We start from the raw sequence: 17,423 nt of genomic DNA, 5'->3' as shown, positions 1-17,423 counted from the left end.
TGCCGGGCCTCAGGTCAGGGCGTCAGCCGGTGCGGGCCGCGGAACAGGAAGGTCGCCTCGCGCAGCGAGGGCAGCCCGAGCAGCAGCATCAGCACCCGGCCCAGCCCCAGCCCGAACCCGCCGTGCGGCGGGGTGCCGTAGCGGAAGCAGTCCAGGTACTGCGCCAGCGGCGCGAGTTCCATCCCCTTCTCCCGCGCCTGGGCGCACAGCACGTCGTAGCGGTGCTCGCGCTGGGCGCCGGTGGTGATCTCCACGCCCTTCCAGAGCAGGTCGAAGCTGGCCGTCACCCCCGGGGCGGCGGCCCGCCGGTGGTGGTAGAACGGGCGCACCGCGGCCGGGTAGTCGGTGACGTAGACGAAGGCGTGCCCGTGCTCCTCGGCGACCAGCGCGGCCAGCCGCCGCTCACCCTCGGGGTCGAGGTCGTCCTTCGCCCCCTCGGCGTCCCAGCCGGTGGCCCGCAGCCGGGCGAGTGCGTCGGCCATCGTGATCCGCGGGAACGGCAGCGCGGGGACGGCCACCTCGACGCCGAAGTGCTCGCGGACCGCCTCGCCGTGCCGCTCGGCGACCCGGCTCAGCACCCGGTGCAGCATCCGCTCCTCGAAGGCCATCACCTCCTCGACGTCCTCGATCCAGGCGATCTCGACGTCGACCCCGGTGAACTCGGTCGCGTGCCGCGAGGTGAAGGAGGGCTCGGCGCGGAAGACCGGGCCGATCTCGAAGACCCGGTCGATGCCGCCGGCGATCGCCATCTGCTTGTAGAACTGCGGGGACTGCGCAAGGTAGGCGGTGCGGTCGAAGTAGCCGACCTTGAAGACCTCCGCACCGGACTCCGAGGCGGTGCCCATGAGTTTGGGCGTGTGCAGCTCGGTGAAGCCCTCCTCGGCGGCCACCTCGCGCATCGCCTGCTCGACGGTGGTCTGCACGGCCATCACCAGCTGTGCGGCGGGGCGGCGCAGGTCCAGGAAGCGCCAGTCGAGGCGGTGGTCGGGGCCGGAGTGCTCGTCGATCGGCAGCCCGGCCTCGGCCGGCGCGACGATCTCCACCCGCTCGGGGACGATCTCCAGCCCGCCGAGCCTGACCTGCGGGGCGTCCACCACCCGGCCGGTGATCTTCACGGCGGACTCGACGGTGACGCCCTCGAAGGCCGCCTCGATCGGGTCGCCGTCCCCACCACGCGGATGGGTGACCTGCACGGTGCCGGTGTGGTCACGGACCAGGACGAACTGCATGCGGCGCTGAAGGCGCAGGGTGTGGACCCACCCGAAGACGGTGACGCTCTCGCCGACCTGCGCGCGGAGGTCGGCGGTGAGGGTACGGGGCATGACGTGCTCCAGGATGCTGGCGCGTTGCTCGCGCACTCGGCGGGTGGTAGACGGCCACCCGAGGGCTCGCTCACCGTAGCCGGATCGTCTTCGGCGCCGCATCCGGATTTTCCGCCCCCGGTTGCCGGGCCGTCCGCGCCGCCGAACGATGGACGGGATGAGCACTCAGCCGGGTTACCTACGATTCCCGCACCTGCGCGACGGCCTGCTCGCGTTCACCGCCGAGGACGACGTCTGGCTCGCGCCGCTGGACGACGGCGGCGGGTCCGGACGCGCCTGGCGGGTCAGCTGCGACCGGACCCGGGTCAGCCACCCGCGCCTGTCGCCGAACGGGCGCACGGTCGCCTGGACCAGCTGGGCCGCGCTGACCCCCGAGGTCTGGACGGCCCCGGCCGACGGCGGCGAGGCCGCCCGGCTGACGTACTGGGGCAGCCAGGACACCCGGGTGCGCGGCTGGCTGCCGGACGGCGAGGTGCTGGCCGTCACCTCGTTCCACGAGCCGTTCGCCCACTACACCTGGGCGCACGCACTGCCGCTGGACGGCGCGCCGGGCCGCCGCCAGCCCTGGGGGCCGGTCCGCGACGCGCAGGTGGACGCCCACCACACGCTGCTGCTGACCGCCGCCGCCCCGCACGAGCCCGCCGCCTGGAAGCGCTACCGGGGCGGCGCGACCGGCCGGCTCTGGCTGGACGGCGAACGGCTGCTGCCGGACCTCGCCGGCCACCTCTCCGCGCCGATGCTGGTCGGCGGCCGGGTGGCCTTCCTCTCCGACCACGAGGGCGTCGGCAACCTCTACTCCTGCCGCCCGGACGGCACCGGCCTGCGCCGGCACACCGACCACGCCTCCTGCTACGCCCGCGAGGCCGCCACCGACGGCCGGCGGATCGTCTACCAGCACGCCGGTGACATCTGGCTGCTGGACGAACTGGACGCCCCCGCGCCGCGCCGCCTGGAGGTGCCGCTCGGCGGCGCGCGGGCGGGCCGGCGCCCGTACCAGGTGACCGCCGCCCGGCACGTCAACGACCTGGTCTGCGACGCCACCGGCCGGGCCGCCGTGATCGGGGTGCGCGGCAGCCTGTACTGGCTGACCCACCGCGACGGCCCGGCCCGGGCGCTGGCCGACACGCCCGGCGTGCGGACCCGGCTGCCGGTGCTGCTGGGCCACACCGCGCGGGTCGCCTGGGTCACCGACGCCGAGGGCGAGGACGCCATCGAGCACGTCGCGCTCCCGGGCGAGGCGCCGCCGGAGCCGCAGGCCAAGACACGGCGGCAGGCCGATCCGCCGGTGCGGATCGCGGCCGGACGGCTGGGCCGGGTGCTGGAGCTGGCCGCCGCCCCGGACGGCCACACCCTGGCGGCCACCGCCTCGGACGGGCGGCTGCTCCTGGTCGGCGTCGAGGACGGCTCGGTCCGCGAGCTGGCCCGCTCGGCGTACGGCCCGGTGCGCAGCCCGGCCTTCTCCCCCGACTCACGCTGGCTGGCCTGGTCGCAGCCGATCGCCGGCCGCTCGCTGCGCCGGATCCGGCTGGTCCGCACGGACACGCCCGAACAGATCCTGGACGTCACCAACGGCCGCTTCGAGGACGAGCAGCCGGTCTTCACCCGGGACGGCCGGTACCTGGTCTTCCTCTCCTGGCGCGGCTTCGACCCGGTGCACGACGTGCACAGCGGCGACCTGTCGTTCCCGCTCGGCTGCCGCCCGTACCTGGTGCCGCTGGCGGCGGACACCCCGTCCCCGTTCGCCGCGCCGGTGGACGGCGGCCGCCCGTCGAGCGGGTCGGATCCGGTGGGCGGCGACGGCACGGTGCGGGTGGATCCGGAGGGTCTTGCCACCCGGCTGGTGCCGTTCCCGGTGATCGCCTCCAAGTACTCCTCCCCCGCGCCGGTGCGCGGCGGCCTGATCTGGCTGCGCTGGCCGATCTCGGGCACCCTCGGCCAGACCTTCGCCCATCCCACCGACACCTCCGGGCGCCCGGCGCTGGAGTACTTCGACCTGGCCACCGCCACCCGCAGCACCCTCCAGGAGCAGGTCGAGGGCTACGCGGTGGCCGGCGACGGCAGCGCGCTGACCACCTTCCTGGCCGGCACCCTCAAGCTGCTGCCGGTCTCCGCGCCGCACAGCGGGACCACCGTCGACCTGAGCCGGATCACGCACACCGTGCACCCCGCCGCCGAGTGGCGCCAGTCGTACCGGGAGGCGGCCCGGATCGTCCGCGACCAGTTCTGGGACGCCGAGCTGGGCGGCCTGGACTGGCCCGCGCTGACCGAGCAGTACGCCCCGCTGCTGGAACGGATCGCCACCCCCGACGACTTCGCCGACCTGCTGCGCGAACTCCTCGGCGAGCTGGGCACCTCGCACGCGTACGTCACGCCGTCCCGGCGCGGCGAGGGACCGGCGCCGGTCCAGCAGCCGCTCGGGCTGCTCGGCGCCTCGGCCCGGCGAACCCCGGACGGGCGCTGGCTGCTGCACCGGATCCTGCCCGGCGAGTCCTCCGACCCGCGCGCCCGCGCGCCGCTGGCCACCCACGGGGTGGGCGACGGCGACGAGTTGCTCGCGATCGCCGGCCGGCCACTGGACCCGGTGCGCGGCCCGGCCCCGCTGTTGGCCGGCACCGGCGGCACCACCGTGGAGCTCACCGTGCGCAGCGGCTCCGACGGACCGGTGCGCCGGCTCGCGGTCACCCCGCTGACCGACGAGCGGCCGATCCGCTACCAGGACTGGGTGGTCCGACGGCGGGCGCTGGTGCGGGAGTTCAGCGACGGGCTCTGCGGCTACCTGCACATCCCGGATCTCGGCGGCTCCGGCTGGGCCCAGTTCAACCGCGATCTGCGCACCGAACTCGACCGCCCGGCCGTGGTGTTGGACGTGCGTGGGAACGCCGGCGGGAACGTCTCGGAACTCGTCCTGGAGAAACTCAGCCGCCGGGTGCTCGGTTGGGACTTCAACCGCGGCCGCCGCCCGGTGCGCTACCCCCGCGACGCCCCGCGCGGCCCGGTGGTCGCGCTGGCCGACGAGGCGACCAGCTCGGACGGCGACGTCATCATCAGCGCGGTCAAACTCCTGGGCCTGGGACCGGTGGTGGGCCAGCGCACCTGGGGCGGCGTGGTCGGCACCCTCGGGCGGTACCCGCTCGGCGACGGGACGGCGATCTCGGTCCCGGCCAACGCGTCCTGGTTCACCGGCGGTTACGGCTTCAGCGTGGAGAACCACGGGGTGGAGCCGGACATCGCGGTGCTGCGCACACCCGCCGACTGGGCCGCCGGGCGCAACACCGAACTGGCCGAGGCGGTCCGGGTGGCCCTGGACCTGCTGCGCCGCACCCCGGCCGCCGCTCCCCCGCCGCCGACCGAACCCCGCCCCGACCTGCGCCGCCCGCCGCTGCCGCCGCGCAGCTGAGGGCCGCGCGGCGATGCGTTTCGGCGGCAAGTGGATGTTTATCGCCGCTCGTTAGCGTGCCTCTCCGGGGGTACGCGGGTCGGCCGGGGTGGGCCGGCTGAACGGACTTGGGGGGAGGGCAGGATGCGCGAAACCATGCAGGGCACACGGCTGGCCGGCCGCTACCGGCTGGTGGAGCGGCTGGCCGGTGGCCCGCTGGGCGACGTCTGGTCGGCGCAGGACGACCTGCTGGGACGCGACGTCGCCGTCAAGATCCTCGCATCGGGGCTGCTGGCCGACCCGGAGTTCACCGCCCGCTTCCACGCCGAGGCCCGGGTGCTGGCCAGGCTCAAGCACCCCGGCGTCGTCCAGGTCCACGACTTCGGCCACAGCTCGGCGGACGACGGCACACCGGTCACGTACCTGGTGATGGACCTGGTCCGGGGCGAACCGCTCAGCGAGCGTCTGGAGCGCCGGGGCCCGATGGCGCCCTCGGCGGCGCTGCGCCTGACCGGTCAGGTCCTGACGGTGCTGCGGGCCGCGCACGACGCGGGCGTGGTGCACCGGGACCTCAAGCCGTCGAACCTGCTGCTCTGCGAGGGCGGTGTGGTGCTCACCGGCTTCGGGATCGCCCCGCGCGAGGACGACGGCGCGGTGGCCGGGGCGGCCGACCTGTACGCGCTGGGCCTGGTGCTCCACGAGTGCCTGACCGGACGGCTGCCGATCCTCTCCACCCTCTCCCCCCGGCTCCCGCTACCGGTGCGCGCGCTGGTGGCGACCGCGCTGGCCGAGGACCCCGACCGGCGCTGGCCGGACGCCGCGACGATGGCCGCCGCCTGCGAACTCGCGCTGGCCGCCGCCTCGGCCCAGGAGGCGGCCCAGACCCCGCCCGACCCCCGCTCGCCCGCACCGGTGGTGGCGCCCACCACCGGCCGCCACCGCCGCGTGCCCCGCCTGCTGCGCGGCCGGGGCCGCCTGCTGCTGGTGGCGGGCCTGGCCCTGCGGGCCCTCGTCTGACCGGCCGCACACACGAACGGACGGGGCGTGCCCGCTGGGCAGCACCCCGTCCGTAGTTCCCGGCGGCCTACATCGGCTCGTGGCCGCCCTCACTGTCCATGTCGTGCGCGGCGGCCTGGTCTGCCGGATCCGGAGCGCCCTGCCGGGACTTCCCGGTCATCTCGCCCATCCCGTCCGAGGCCTTGTCCTTGTGACCGCCGAGCGCCGACTTGGCCTGCTCCACGGCGTCGTCGGCCTTCTCCTTGAACCTGTCGAAGATGCCCATGTCTCCTCCTGCGGGGTTCGTCGGGCAATGGGCTGTGACCAACATGTCACCGCTCGCGCCCACCCGCATGTCGGAGGATCCGGTGCTCAGCCGGTGACGCTGGCGGCGCCCGTCTCCAGGTGGCCGGAGAAGCGCTGCGACCAGGTGGTGTCCGCGTCGACGGTGACCGTGAAGTCGTACCAACCGTTGTTGTAGGCGACCGCGTTGAAGTAGTCGCTGACGTTGCCGCCGGCCGGGACCGTGTACGTCCAGGGGCCGTCGGTGCGGTAGTTGTTGGCGGCGATGGTGAAGGTGAGCGTGCTGCTGCCGCTGTTGGTCAGCTTGAAGTAGATCGCGAGCTTTCCGCTGCCGGGCTCGATCGCGTAGCCGGCGGCGACGGCGGCGCTCTTGCCGGCCTTGGTGGTGTTGCCGGTGAAGCGGCGCAGGAAACGGTTCGGGCCGGTCACGCTCAGGTCGTACGCGCCGTTGCCGTAGCCGGTTCCCACATTGAAGAAGTCGCTGGTGGCCGCCTGCGGGCTCACCGTGTACTGCCACGGACCGCCGCTGCGGTAGGCGTTGGCGTACGCGGCGAAGTGCGCCGACTTGGTGGCCGCCGAGCCCTGGTTGGCGAAGGAGAGCCAGACCAGGGTCTTGCCGTTGGCGTCGAACTCCAGGTGGTCCAGGTTGGCGTTCGGCTGGTACGGCAGCGCGCGGGCCGGACGGGTGCCGGACTCCTGGACGGGCAGCGCGTTGTTCGCCGGCGCCGGGTTGGGCAGCGGGCCGCAGGCGGACAGGCCGATGGTGGCCGAGGTGTCCGGCAGCGCGGGCAGGTTGTAGACCGGGTTGGCGAAGTCGAAGACCGAGGTCAGGTCGCCGCAGACGCTGCGGCGCCAGGCGCTGATGTTCGGGCAGGTGGCCGGCTTGCCGATCGCCGCCGTCCAGGTCTCCAGGAAGCGCAGCACCGAAGTGTGGTCGAAGGTCTCCGAGTTGACCCAGCCGCCCCGGCTCCACGGCGAGACGGCGATCATCGGGACCCGGAAGCCGAGACCGATCGGGGTGCCGTTGTAGGTCTCGCCCGCCGTGCCCGACGGCGCGACCGGCGGCGGGACGTGGTCGAAGAAGCCGTCGTTCTCGTCGTAGTTGAGGAACAGGATCGAGGAGTTGTACACGTTCGGGTCGGCGTTCAGCGCGTCGATCACCATGTGCACGAAGTGCGCGCCGTCCTCGGGCGTGGCGTACGGGTGCTCGGACGAGCCCTGGTCGGCGACCACCCAGGAGACCTGCGGGAGGGTGCCGTTCAGGACGTCCGCCTTGATCGCGGCGGCGATGTCGACCGGGGTGTTGCCGGTGCTGGGCACCGAGCCCATGCCGTTCTTCGCCAGGGCGCTGCCCGCCGGGGCGTTCGCGAACTGGGAGAAGTACGCGAGGGCGTTGTCGCCGAAGTTGTCGCTGGCGTTCTGGTAGACCTTCCAGCTCACGCCCGCGTTCTGCAGCGCCTCGGCGTAGGTCTGCCAGCGCAGGCCGGACTCGTCGCCGCCGTCGTACGCCGGGCCGCCCGCCGTGCCCGCCGGGTCGATCCAGCCGCTCCAGTGATAGGTGCGGTTCGGGCCGGTCGCGCTGAGGATCGAGCAGTGGTACGCGTCGCAGACGGTGTAGTTGTCGGCCAGCGCGTAGTGGAACGGGATGTCGGCGCGGCCCAGGTGACCGAGCGCGCGGACGTTGCCCTTGGCCGAGACCCAGGAGTCCATCTTCCCGTTGTTCCAGGCGGCGTGCTGGTCGCTCCACGCGTGCGAGAGGTCACCGTTACACTGCGCGAGCCGCTCGGGATCGGCGCCGCCCGCCGGGCTGGTGGCGCTGAACGCCCACGGGTACTGGCGGCCCGAGCCGTTCGGCTGGTTGAAGACGCTGTAGCCGCCCGCGATCTGGATCGCACTGCGGTCCGCGAAGCCCCGGACACCCTGCAGCATGCCGAAGTAGTGGTCGAAGCTGCGGTTCTCCTGCATCAGGATCACCACGTGCTGGGCATCGGTGATCGTCCCCGTGTGGGTCACCGTCGCCGTCGCGGGCGCAGCCGTGGCCCCGACCGTCCCGGCCACCGCCGCACCGGCCGCCGCGCTCGCCGACAACGCCATGAACTTCCTACGGCTCAGCTCTGACATCAGGCCCGCCAACCCTTCGGTCTCACCGCCCCCGGGCGGCACAGCGGCACGCGGCACCCACAGGTTGTGTGTACAACACGAGCCGCGCGCCATCCTGACCGAGTACATGCGCACGCGGAAGGTCCCGGAGGGGAGGTTGGCGGAGTGTTTGCCCAACCGTCAGCGGACGGCGCCAGGGTGGACGGCAGCTGTCCGAGATGGGGAGAACTCAGCCGCCGAAGTCCCCTGCCTTCACACCCGCGACGAAGACGGCGAAGGCGGCAGGAGAGAAGAGAAGCGCGGGCCCATGGGGGTCCTTGGAGTCACGCACGGGGACGAGGGAGGGGACGCCGTCCGCCACCTCGACGCAGTCCCCGCCCGCCGCGTTGCTGTAGCTGGACTTGCGCCACGCGACGGCGCTCAGATCTGGACGGGATGTGTGAGGCACGGTAGTCGCCCTCCATCACGGATCGGATCAGGTCGAGGGACATGATCGGCGGCAAGGCTTGCGCACTCAGCCGATCGTAGTTCACCACATAGGGCTTGACCTCAACCGGGTCTTCGATCAGCCGTCCGTAGTCGGCCCCTTCGGTGTACACGACCTCCGAACCGTCGGGAAGGTTGAGCAACGTCAGCGAACCACCCATGGATTGGTGTTCGCCCTCACTGAACGGCAATACCCGAAGAACGATGCGTGGATCGTTCTCGGTATCCAGCAGTCGCGCCAGCTGAGTACGCATGACATCCGGCCCGCCCACCGGCCGCAGGAGCACCGACTCGTCCAGAACAACCCGCAGTTCAGGACTGTCCGCCCTGCTCAGGATTTCCTGGCGCGCCATGCGGGCAGCAATGCGCTCCGCCAACTGCTCCTCGCTGAGTGATCCGTCAGTCCGCAGGATCGCCCGGGCGTAGTCCTCGGTCTGCAGCAGGCCCGGCACCGTGTGCGCCATGTACTTCCGCATGAGCACCGCCTGCGCCTCACGCTCCATGAACGCGCGCGACCAGTTCGGAAAGCTCTCCCGGTGCACGTACGGCCACAGGTCCACCAGAAGCTCGTCCGCACCGAGCGCCCGGTCGAGCAGCTCCGCCAACTCCCGCGTGGGCTTGTGTCCCGTCGTGCGCTCGACCTGGTTGATGCGCGTGCTGTGGATGTGGGTCCGCTGCCCCAGCTCGGCCTGGGTGAGACCGGCGGCCGTGCGGAGCCGCTTCACCCTCCTCCCGAAGAGGGCCGCCATCGATGACGTCGGGTCAACATCTTTACCCACAAGATCACTTCTCCTTACGACCACAGGCGTAAGCCGCTCCCCCCTGTGCATCGTAGATCCGCAGCGCAACGATAGGGACACAGAACGTGAGATTCGCCTCCCTGCTCTCGAAACGGATCCCCCATGCCCTCCCTCCTCACCAAGCACATGGCCGCCCGCCGCAAGGAAGCCGCCGACGCCCTCGCCGAACTCCTCGAAGCCCTCGCCGCCGCCGGCATCGTGCTCCCCTCCGTCTCCATCGACTGGCGCTCGCCGTGCACGGGCTTCGTGCTCATCGAACTCGGTTCCGCCCGGGCCGATGTGATCAGGCATCTGGCCGCCGTCATCCGGTCGGGGAACACCCATGCCCACTGCTGAACTCCTCCGCAGACTCACCGCCCTCCCCAGGAGATCACCTCGCTCGTGCCCGCTCAACTGGCCCGACTGCCCCATCTGCCAAGTGAATTGACCCGACCCATGAGCCGCATGACGATCCGCACCTATCGGATCACCCCCACCGGGGACCGCCTCGACCTCGCCCCGCCCGCCGAGGTCGAGGAGCAGTACCGCCCCACCGCCTCCCCCCTCACCTGGCCGCCCTGCGCCTGCCCCCGCTGCCCGCTTCCGCCCCCCGTCCCCCTCCCCGGGGTATGGCCTGCCACACCCCCAGTCGGCGGTCCGCCGCAGTGACCGTACGGCACCTGCCCGGGGATCGTGATCCGCATGATGCATCCCTCCCCCTCGGCCCGCGTCTCCGCGTTGCTCATCGCTCTCGCCCTCGCCTTCGGCGCCGCCTTCGTCCTGGCCCCCGGTCCGCTGGCGGGCGGCGGGTTCGCCGATCAGCGGGCCCTCACCGACGCCCTGGATCCGGCCTTCGTCGACTACTGGAACTCCGGTGGGCGAGCGCTCCCGCCGGACCTGGCCGGGATCGTCGACTACTGGAGTCGCTATCACCTGGTCAAAGCCGTGTGCGCCGCCCTCCTGCTGACCGTGCTGGCCCTCCTCGCCGTTCGCCTCTGGCACGCGCTGCCGACCACCGGCCGGCTTCCTCGACTCGCCGCTGCCTGGGCGCTGGTCACGCTGCTCACCACGGGCGCAGCCGCGCTGTTGATGGCCAACGTCCAAGGCACGATCGCACCGTTCTCCTCCGTCCTGTCGCTTCTTCCCTTCCGCACTCCCGACAGCCGTCTGACGATCGCGCTCGGCCAGGTCAGGCAGCAACTGACCAACTTCTCGAGCGCGGACCACCGCACCCCGCAAACCGCCATGATGGTCGCCGACTTCGGCAGGTACCACGCTGTGATCGCCGTGCTGACCGCGATCCTCACGCTCGTCCTGCTCGGCATGGGTGTGGCGACCTGGCGGAGGCTCGTGCGCACGGCAGCGGCCGATCGGCGCACGCGGCGGCTGCTGGGCACCTTCGGCGCACTGCTGGCCACTCTCACGATCGCCGCGGCCCTCGTCCTCGTGGCGAACACCTGCACCGCCGCGAACCCGGCGCCCGCGCTGCTGGCCTTCTTCAACGGCGGTTGGTGATCTGCCCCGGCCGTCGTCAGGCGCCGAGATACGCGAGGACGGCGAGCACCCGGCGATGCTGGGCGTCGTCGGGTGGCAGGCCGAGCTTCGCGAACACGTTCCCGATGTGCTTCTCCACGGCGCTGCCGGAGAGCGTCAGGCGCCGGGCGACAGCCGCGTTGGAATGCCCCTCGGCCATCAGCCCCAGCAACTCCCGCTCCCGGGCCGTGAGCGCCGCGAGCGGGTCCCGACGGTGCCGCGCGGACAGCAGCTCCGCGACGACCTGCGGGTCCAGCACGGTCGCGCCGCCCGCGACGCGGTCGAGCGCGTCGAGGAACTCCCCGACCTTGGCGACCCGGTCCTTGAGCAGGTAGCCGACCGCGCCGACGCCGTCCGCGAGCAGGTCGGCGGCGTAGGACACCTCGACGTACTGGCTGAGGACCAGGATCGCGGCGCCGGGCAGCCGCTCACGGACGGCGATCGCGGCGCGCAGGCCCTCGTCCTTGTGCGTCGGCGGCATCCGCACGTCGACGATCGCGATGTCCGGGCGGTGCGCGAGCACCGCCTCGACCAGCGCCGGGCCGTCGCCGACCGCCGCGGCCACCTCGTGCCCGTCCTCGACCAGCAGCCGGACCAGGCCCTCACGCAGCAGCACCGCGTCGTCGGCGAGCACGATCCGCAGCGCACGCCGGGCCGAACCGTCCTGGCTCGTCATCGACATGGCAGCTCCGCGGCGATCACCGTCGGGCCGCCGACCGGGCTGCTGACCTCCAGGCGGCCGCCGATCGCGCCGACCCGGTCGCCGAGGCCGCGCAGCCCGTGGCCCTTGGCGAGCGCTGCGCCGCCCACGCCGTCGTCCGTGACCCACACCCGTAGGCTCCCGTCCTCGTACCGCAGCCCGACGGCGCAGCGCTCGGCGCGGCTGTGTTTGGCCACGTTCGTCAGCGCCTCCGCGACCACGAAGTACGCGGCCGTCTCAACAGCGGCATCGAGCCGATCGACCGACGCGCCCGGCCCGCCCGGCCCCGCGTCGAACTCGGCGGGCACCGGACACCGCACGGCCAGCGCCGCCAGCGCCTCGCGCAGTCCCCGGTCGGCGAGGATCGGAGGGGCGATGCCGCGGGACAGCGCCCGTAGTTCGTCGAGGGTCTCCTGCGCCTGGACGAGCGCGTCGTCCAGGGCCTGCCGGGCGAGTTCCGGGCGACGCTCCAAGTGGTGCTGGGCGCGGCCGAGTTCCATCGCCAGCCGGACAAGCCGCTGCTGCGGGCCGTCGTGGATGTCGCGTTCGAGCCGGCGCAGGGCCTCCGCCTCCGCCGTCACGACCGCGACGGCCTGCGCCCGGGCCGTGTCGCGCTCCCGCTCCAGCCCGTGGATCCGCCGGTGCAGCGCGGACGTGTCGGAGAGCAGTGCGGTACCGAGCCCGGCCTGGACCGCAACGCATGCCCGCGTGAGCAGCGGCAGTGTTGCCAGCGACAGCGCACCCAGGCTGAGGGCGAAGGCCAACCGCCCGTCCGGCGACGTCAGGCCCAGGCTCAGCGAGATGTGCGACTGGGCGTTGCCCGCGTACAGCGTCATCGGGCGCAGCGAGCCGGGCGCGGCCTGGGTGCGCAGCGGAAACGTGCCGGCGGCCAGGCCGACGAACCACCACAGGCCGGTGATCGCCGCCATGACGAGCGCGACGGGCAGTGCCACGACGGCGTGCGCCAACACGAGCCAGAGCGCCGGCCCGCTCCGCCCCCTCCGCCGCAGCGCCGCGAGCACTCCGAACACGATGCTCAGCGGCGCGGTGAGAAGGTGGATCGACTCCACGACCGTGCGCCGCCCCCACCGCCGACCGGCGATCGCAGCGGACGAGGTCAGCGCCTGGGCAGCCATGCGCTCAGCATAGGTGCGCGCCGGGCCCGCCCCAGCTTCCCCTGCTGTGACCAGGCCTCTTGACCATGACACCGTGTGAGGGCATGCACTGGGAGGCATCATGTTCACCATCGGAGACTTCGCCAAGCACGGCCGCGTGTCGGTCCGGATGTTGCGCCACTACGACGCGATCGGACTGCTCCGCCCCGCCCACGTCGACCTGTCCACCAGCTACCGCTTCTACGAAGCCGGCCAGCTGGCCCGGCTCAACCGCGTCATCGCCCTGAAGGACCTCGGCTTCACCCTCCAGCAGGTGCAGAGCATCCTGGACGAGCAGGTGAGCGCCGCGGAGTTGCGCGGGATGCTGCGGCTGCGTCAGGCGGAACTCGCTTCGGCGATGGCGGCGGACGCACTGCGGCTGGCCCAGGTCGAGGCGAGGCTCCGGACGATCGAGAGCGAGGGGCAGATGCCCTCCAACGACGTTGTGGTCAAGCGCATTCCCGCTGTGCGCCTGGCCGAGCTGACCGGCACCGCCACGACCCACGAGCCCGACGGGATCGGACCGGTGATCGGTCCGCTCTACGACGAGCTGTGCCGCCGGCTCGCGGCTGCGGGCGTGTCCATCACCGGACCTGCCGTCGCCTACTACGAGGTCTCACCGGACGGCGACGACACGGTGGTCGTCCACGCGGGCATGCCGGTGGCGACGGCGCCTCACGACAGCCACGACTTCGCCGTCGTCGACCTGCCCGCCATCGAGAGCGCCGCCACCCTGGTGCACCGCGGCTCGATGGACGACGTCATGCCCAGTGTCCAAGCCCTCGCTCGCTGGATCGACGCCAACGGCCACCGCTCCGCCGGCTACGCGCGCGAGCTCTACCTCGAATGCCCGGACGACCGCACCCAGTGGGTGACCGAACTCCAGGAGCCGATCACCTCGGCCTGACCCTGCCCCGCCACCACCCTGCGTGGGAAGTCGGCCCGGCCGACTTCCCACGCAACACCTACACCGAGGCGCGGGACGGCGTCCGCTGCAGGAGCTGGCGGGACGACTCGAAGCCCAGCCGCTCATACACCGGCACCGCCCTGCGACCGGAGTGAACCGTCACCCGAGCGGCCCCGAGCTGTGCCGCGTGGTCCGATGCGGCCGCCACGAGCGCCGAGCCGATCCCCTGACCTCGCTGCTCCGGCAGAACGAAAACGGTCTGGATGTCCGCGGACAGCCGACTCGTCGCTCCAGGCCTCGGCACGCGGGGGACGAGCGCGACCCAGGCCATGCCGATGATCTCCGGTTCGCCGAGCCGAGCCACGAACGCCAGGTGCGAGCCCCGCTGCGCGGCCCACCACTGCGCGAGCTCCGCTGCGAACGCGTCGACGGCCCGCTGTTCCGGCTCCTCATGACGGGTGTCCAGCCACACGAGCCGGGCCAAGCCTGCGACGTCGTCCGCCTGCGCCTGACTGATCTTCACGACGCGAGTCTACGCACGACGTGCGGCCGACAGCCCCGAACACCCGGACAGTGCCCAGGTCCTGGAGACCGCCCACACCCACCGCTCCGAATGGCTGCGCGTCTACCGGGACACCTGGGGCTTCGTGACCCTGGTCCTGCGCCGCGCCGCCTGAACACCGGCCGGGCTCGCCGTCAGTCCGACAGGTCCCACAGCAGCCGGTAGTACGCCGTCCGCTCCGGGTCCGGGTCGACCCCGTAAGCGTCGAGCAGTGCGTCCTCCCACCCGGGGCCGTAGTTCCACCCCGTGCTCCAGGTGGCGATGGCGAGGTCGGCCCAGCGGTCGGCGACGCCGAGCGAGCCGAGGTCGACGTGGCCGCTGCACGTGCCGTCGTCGGCGATCAGGGTGTTGGGGGCGCAGGCGTCGCCGTGGCAGACGACGAGCCGGTCGACCGGCGGGAGGTCGGCGAGCAGACCGAGCGCGCGCTCGACGGTGCCGACGGGCCGGATGTCCTCGTGCCACTCCCCGGGGTCGATCCGGCCCGCCGCCGCTCGGGACCGGACGGCGGCCAGCCGTTGCCCGGCCGACCAGTCGAACGGGCAGTCCGCGACCGGCAGTTCCTCGTGCAGTGCGCGCAACCCGGCACCGATCGCGCGGACGGCGGTGGCGGGGTCGCGCTTCCAGTGGTCGTCCACCGCCATGCGTCCGGGCAGTCCGGCCGTCACGATCCAGGACCCGGTCTCGTCCGCGCCCTCGTCGAGCACGCGCGGCACCACGGTGAATCCCGCCGCCCAGCGCAGGCGCACCACCTCGGCCGAGAGGTCGATGCCGCTGCCGACCGGTGTCCACTTCAGGAACTGCCGTGCCTCCCCCAGCCCGATCTGGAAGGTCAGGCCGCCGACGCCGTTCTCCCACACCGCCCGCACCGGCCGCCCGGCTGCCAACTCGGCGACGACGTTCGGCACTTCGGTCGGCCCTTCAGGCGCGTAAGCGGTCATCCGGTCATCCTCGCCGCGCCGGCCGGTGGCCGGCCAGCCCTTTTCCGCCCGTTCAGCATCAGACGTCGGCGCCTGCGTCGGGTCTATGCCGCGGAGCGGTCGGCCGGGGCTCGGCGGCGGCCTGCGGTGTCGTCGAGCGCGGGGGCCCGCCAGGCGCCGTCCGGCTGGTAAAGGTTGACTCCGGGCGGGACGATCTCGTCGATCCGGTCGAGAGTCGTGTCGTCCAGTTCCAGTGAGGCGCCCTTGAGGAGCAGTTCCAGCTGCTCCCCGGTGCGCGGGCCGATGATCACCGAGGTGACGGCCGGGTGCGCGAGCGGGAAGGCGGTCGCGAGCTCGGGCAGGGTGCAGCCGATGTCGGTGGCCAGCTCGGTGAACCGCTCGACGGCGGCGAGTTTGACCTCGTTCCCGGGAACGGCGGGGTCGAACCGGGCCGGGGTGAGCTTGGCCCGTCCGCTGGTGAGGTCGATCGGACGGCCCTGCCGGTACTTTCCGGTCAGGAAGCCGGAGGCCAGCGGGCTCCAGGTCAGCACACCCATGCCGTAGCGGCGGCAGACCGGCAGTACCGAGGACTCGATGCCGCGGACGATCAGCGAGTAGGGCGGCTGCTCGGTGCGGAACCGCGGCAGCGCGCGCCGTTCGGCGACATGGTGGGCCTCGACGATCTCCTCGGCCGGGAAGGTCGAGCAGCCGAAGGCACGGATCTTGCCCTCACGCACCAGGTCGCCCAGGACCGAGAGGGTCTCCTCGACGTCGGTGCTGTGGTCGGGCCGGTGGACCTGGTAGAGGTCGATCCAGTCGGTCTGCAGCCGCCGCAGGCTGTCCTCGACCGCCCTGACGATCCATCGCCGTGAGTTGCCGCTGCGGTTGCGTCCCTCCCCCATCTGGAAGTGGACCTTGCTGGCGAGTACCACATCGTCGCGTCGACCCCGGAGCGCCTTGCCGACGATCTCCTCGGACTCGCCGCCGGAGTACATGTCCGCGGTGTCCACGAAGTTGATCCCCGCGTCGAGGGCGGTGTGGATGATGCGGACGGAGTCCTCGTGGTCGGTGTTCCCGACCGCCCCGAACATCATCGTGCCCAGGCAGTACGCGCTGACCTCGATGCCGGTTCCGCCGAGGTTGCGATAACGCATGAACGCACTCCCTTGCTGTGACTCCCCTGTCCGCCGCACTCTAGGAGTTGGAGTGCACACAAGGTCAAGGGCGGTGTGCGGCGGACCCGCTGCAGCACCGGGCCGGGGTTGTTCGGGGTCAGGTGGTCCGGCCGGGCTGCGCATCAGCTCCCCGGCTCGTCGGTCGGCTCTCCCGCTGGGGTGGTACCCGCATCGCCGGGAGGGCCGGGCCGTCCCCCGCTCGGCAGGTGGGCACGGCACCGTTTCGCCCACGCAGCGCAGCGGCCTCGGCCAGTGCCTTCTCGGACGGCGGACGCGGCGTCATCCTTCGGCAGGCCGGGGCGTCGACGCGCGCCGTCGTCGTCTGGCACCGCTCCAGGACGACGACGCCGCTGGGCTCGACGACCGTCAGCCCGGCCCCCGGCTGGGCGAGCGGATACCGGGCGATGACGGCTCCGGCGAAGGTGGCGATGGAGAGGTGGGACTGGTCGAGGCGCCGCCGGACCTCCAGCACCGCGCCGGCCAGGTGCTTCGGCACGGCGTAGAGGTTGCCGCGGAAGGGCACCAGGCCCTGGGCCGTGACCGTACGGCGGTCGCAGACCCAGATCGGGAACGGCGTGGCGGGCAGCTCCCGAAGCGGTTCGGCGCCCGAAGTCCAGCTACCTGCAAGCGCGTTGTCGACCACGCGGGCCCCGGAATCCAGACCTGCCGCGAGCCGCTCCAGGCTGTCCCGTGCCTCGTCCAGCCCGGCGTCGTCCGCCACCGCGCTCCACCAGGACCGGGCGGCCCGTTCGCAGGTCGGGGGGCGTCGGCCGTCGCCCGGGAGGAGCTCGGCTCTCACGCCGTAGTACCTCGCCACTTGCCGGAACGCCGGCGTCACACGCTCACTGGTGGGGCAGTAGACGGCCGGCGTCCGGTCGACCCACCAGCATTCGGCGGTGCCGCCCAGCCGCCTCATGACGTGCTCCATGGCCTCGACGAGGTGCGGCAGGTCGTCGTTCTCCGCCAGAGCTCCGCGCCAGCGGCCGGAGCGGGTGAGCGATCCCAGCAACAGGTGCGCATGGCTGCCGCAGCCCCACCCCGCCGGTGGCTCCGGAAGTTCCAGCCAGTCGAATCGGACCGCCTCTTCGCTCCGCCGAGCGGTGTTCACTCTCC

The 17,423-nt window shown here is 72.6% G+C and carries 16 protein-coding genes; 5 read left to right on the top strand and 11 right to left on the bottom strand.

What is annotated here, in order from left to right; translation table 11 throughout:
* Positions 1-14: 14 nt before the first annotated feature.
* A complete protein-coding gene (gene aspS / locus BS80_RS05080; protein WP_035793918.1) occupies positions 15-1,322 on the bottom strand; it encodes an aspartate--tRNA(Asn) ligase in 1,308 nt (435 codons plus the stop codon).
* A 157-nt stretch (positions 1,323-1,479) separates the two neighbouring features.
* Here aspS and BS80_RS05075 point away from each other — a divergent pair, with 157 nt between their 5' ends.
* On the top strand, positions 1,480-4,719 hold the full coding sequence (locus tag BS80_RS05075; RefSeq protein ID WP_035793661.1) for a S41 family peptidase: 3,240 nt from the start codon (positions 1,480-1,482) through the stop codon (positions 4,717-4,719).
* 123 nt (positions 4,720-4,842) lie between these two features.
* Complete coding sequence (locus tag BS80_RS05070; protein ID WP_083974258.1) at positions 4,843-5,715, top strand: serine/threonine-protein kinase; 873 nt, start codon at positions 4,843-4,845, stop codon at positions 5,713-5,715.
* A 67-nt stretch (positions 5,716-5,782) separates the two neighbouring features.
* On the opposite strand, the gene BS80_RS05065 is transcribed toward BS80_RS05070, so the two are convergent.
* The 4 genes from BS80_RS05065 to BS80_RS05055 all read right to left on the bottom strand — a co-directional run bounded on the left by BS80_RS05065 (position 5,783) and on the right by BS80_RS05055 (position 9,332).
* The gene (locus BS80_RS05065; RefSeq protein WP_035793658.1) at positions 5,783-5,980 is read right to left on the bottom strand and encodes a hypothetical protein; all 198 of its coding nucleotides are present in this window, start codon (positions 5,978-5,980) and stop codon (positions 5,783-5,785) included.
* 86 nt (positions 5,981-6,066) lie between these two features.
* Positions 6,067-8,118, bottom strand: a complete 2,052-nt coding sequence (locus tag BS80_RS05060) for a phosphocholine-specific phospholipase C (RefSeq protein ID WP_035793913.1) — start codon at positions 8,116-8,118, stop codon at positions 6,067-6,069.
* Between the two features lie 208 nt (positions 8,119-8,326).
* Positions 8,327-8,458, bottom strand: a complete 132-nt coding sequence (locus BS80_RS42465) for a DUF397 domain-containing protein (RefSeq protein ID WP_232246364.1) — start codon at positions 8,456-8,458, stop codon at positions 8,327-8,329.
* Positions 8,421-9,332, bottom strand: coding sequence for a helix-turn-helix domain-containing protein (locus BS80_RS05055; protein WP_035793911.1), 912 nt, complete (start codon positions 9,330-9,332; stop codon positions 8,421-8,423). The genes BS80_RS42465 and BS80_RS05055 overlap by 38 nt, the downstream gene beginning before the upstream one ends.
* Before the next feature lie 153 nt (positions 9,333-9,485).
* Here BS80_RS05055 and BS80_RS05050 point away from each other — a divergent pair, with 153 nt between their 5' ends.
* Both BS80_RS05050 and BS80_RS05045 read left to right on the top strand, forming a co-directional pair.
* Positions 9,486-9,719: a hypothetical protein gene (locus BS80_RS05050; protein WP_035793656.1), complete on the top strand. Its 234-nt coding sequence runs from the start codon at positions 9,486-9,488 to the stop codon at positions 9,717-9,719.
* A 345-nt stretch (positions 9,720-10,064) separates the two neighbouring features.
* Complete coding sequence (locus tag BS80_RS05045; protein ID WP_232246363.1) at positions 10,065-10,877, top strand: hypothetical protein; 813 nt, start codon at positions 10,065-10,067, stop codon at positions 10,875-10,877.
* A 16-nt stretch (positions 10,878-10,893) separates the two neighbouring features.
* Here the strand turns inward: BS80_RS05045 and BS80_RS05040 are convergent, their stop codons facing one another.
* The gene (locus tag BS80_RS05040) at positions 10,894-11,538 is read right to left on the bottom strand and encodes a response regulator (protein ID WP_035793905.1); all 645 of its coding nucleotides are present in this window, start codon (positions 11,536-11,538) and stop codon (positions 10,894-10,896) included.
* 29 nt (positions 11,539-11,567) lie between these two features.
* Complete coding sequence (locus tag BS80_RS05035) at positions 11,568-12,731, bottom strand: sensor histidine kinase (protein ID WP_051966049.1); 1,164 nt, start codon at positions 12,729-12,731, stop codon at positions 11,568-11,570.
* A 100-nt stretch (positions 12,732-12,831) separates the two neighbouring features.
* Between BS80_RS05035 and BS80_RS05030 the strand changes: the two genes are divergently transcribed.
* On the top strand, positions 12,832-13,656 hold the full coding sequence (locus BS80_RS05030; RefSeq protein ID WP_035793653.1) for a MerR family transcriptional regulator: 825 nt from the start codon (positions 12,832-12,834) through the stop codon (positions 13,654-13,656).
* A 58-nt stretch (positions 13,657-13,714) separates the two neighbouring features.
* Here BS80_RS05030 and BS80_RS05025 read toward each other — a convergent pair whose 3' ends face one another.
* From BS80_RS05025 to BS80_RS05010, 4 genes are all read right to left on the bottom strand, one after another.
* Complete coding sequence (locus BS80_RS05025) at positions 13,715-14,179, bottom strand: GNAT family N-acetyltransferase (RefSeq protein ID WP_035793652.1); 465 nt, start codon at positions 14,177-14,179, stop codon at positions 13,715-13,717.
* Between the two features lie 173 nt (positions 14,180-14,352).
* Positions 14,353-15,156: an aminoglycoside 3'-phosphotransferase gene (locus BS80_RS05020; RefSeq protein WP_035793651.1), complete on the bottom strand. Its 804-nt coding sequence runs from the start codon at positions 15,154-15,156 to the stop codon at positions 14,353-14,355.
* 83 nt (positions 15,157-15,239) lie between these two features.
* Positions 15,240-16,289 (bottom strand): aldo/keto reductase, encoded by a 1,050-nt coding sequence (locus tag BS80_RS05015; RefSeq protein WP_035793649.1) that lies wholly within the window; start codon positions 16,287-16,289, stop codon positions 15,240-15,242.
* 118 nt (positions 16,290-16,407) lie between these two features.
* Positions 16,408-17,418, bottom strand: coding sequence for a Mu transposase domain-containing protein (locus BS80_RS05010; protein ID WP_051966047.1), 1,011 nt, complete (start codon positions 17,416-17,418; stop codon positions 16,408-16,410).
* Positions 17,419-17,423: the final 5 nt, after the last annotated feature.

The sequence above is a fragment of the Kitasatospora mediocidica KCTC 9733 genome (assembly GCF_000744225.1).
Classification (GTDB): domain Bacteria; phylum Actinomycetota; class Actinomycetes; order Streptomycetales; family Streptomycetaceae; genus Kitasatospora; species Kitasatospora mediocidica.
This window is presented reverse-complemented; position numbering and strand designations above follow the sequence as displayed.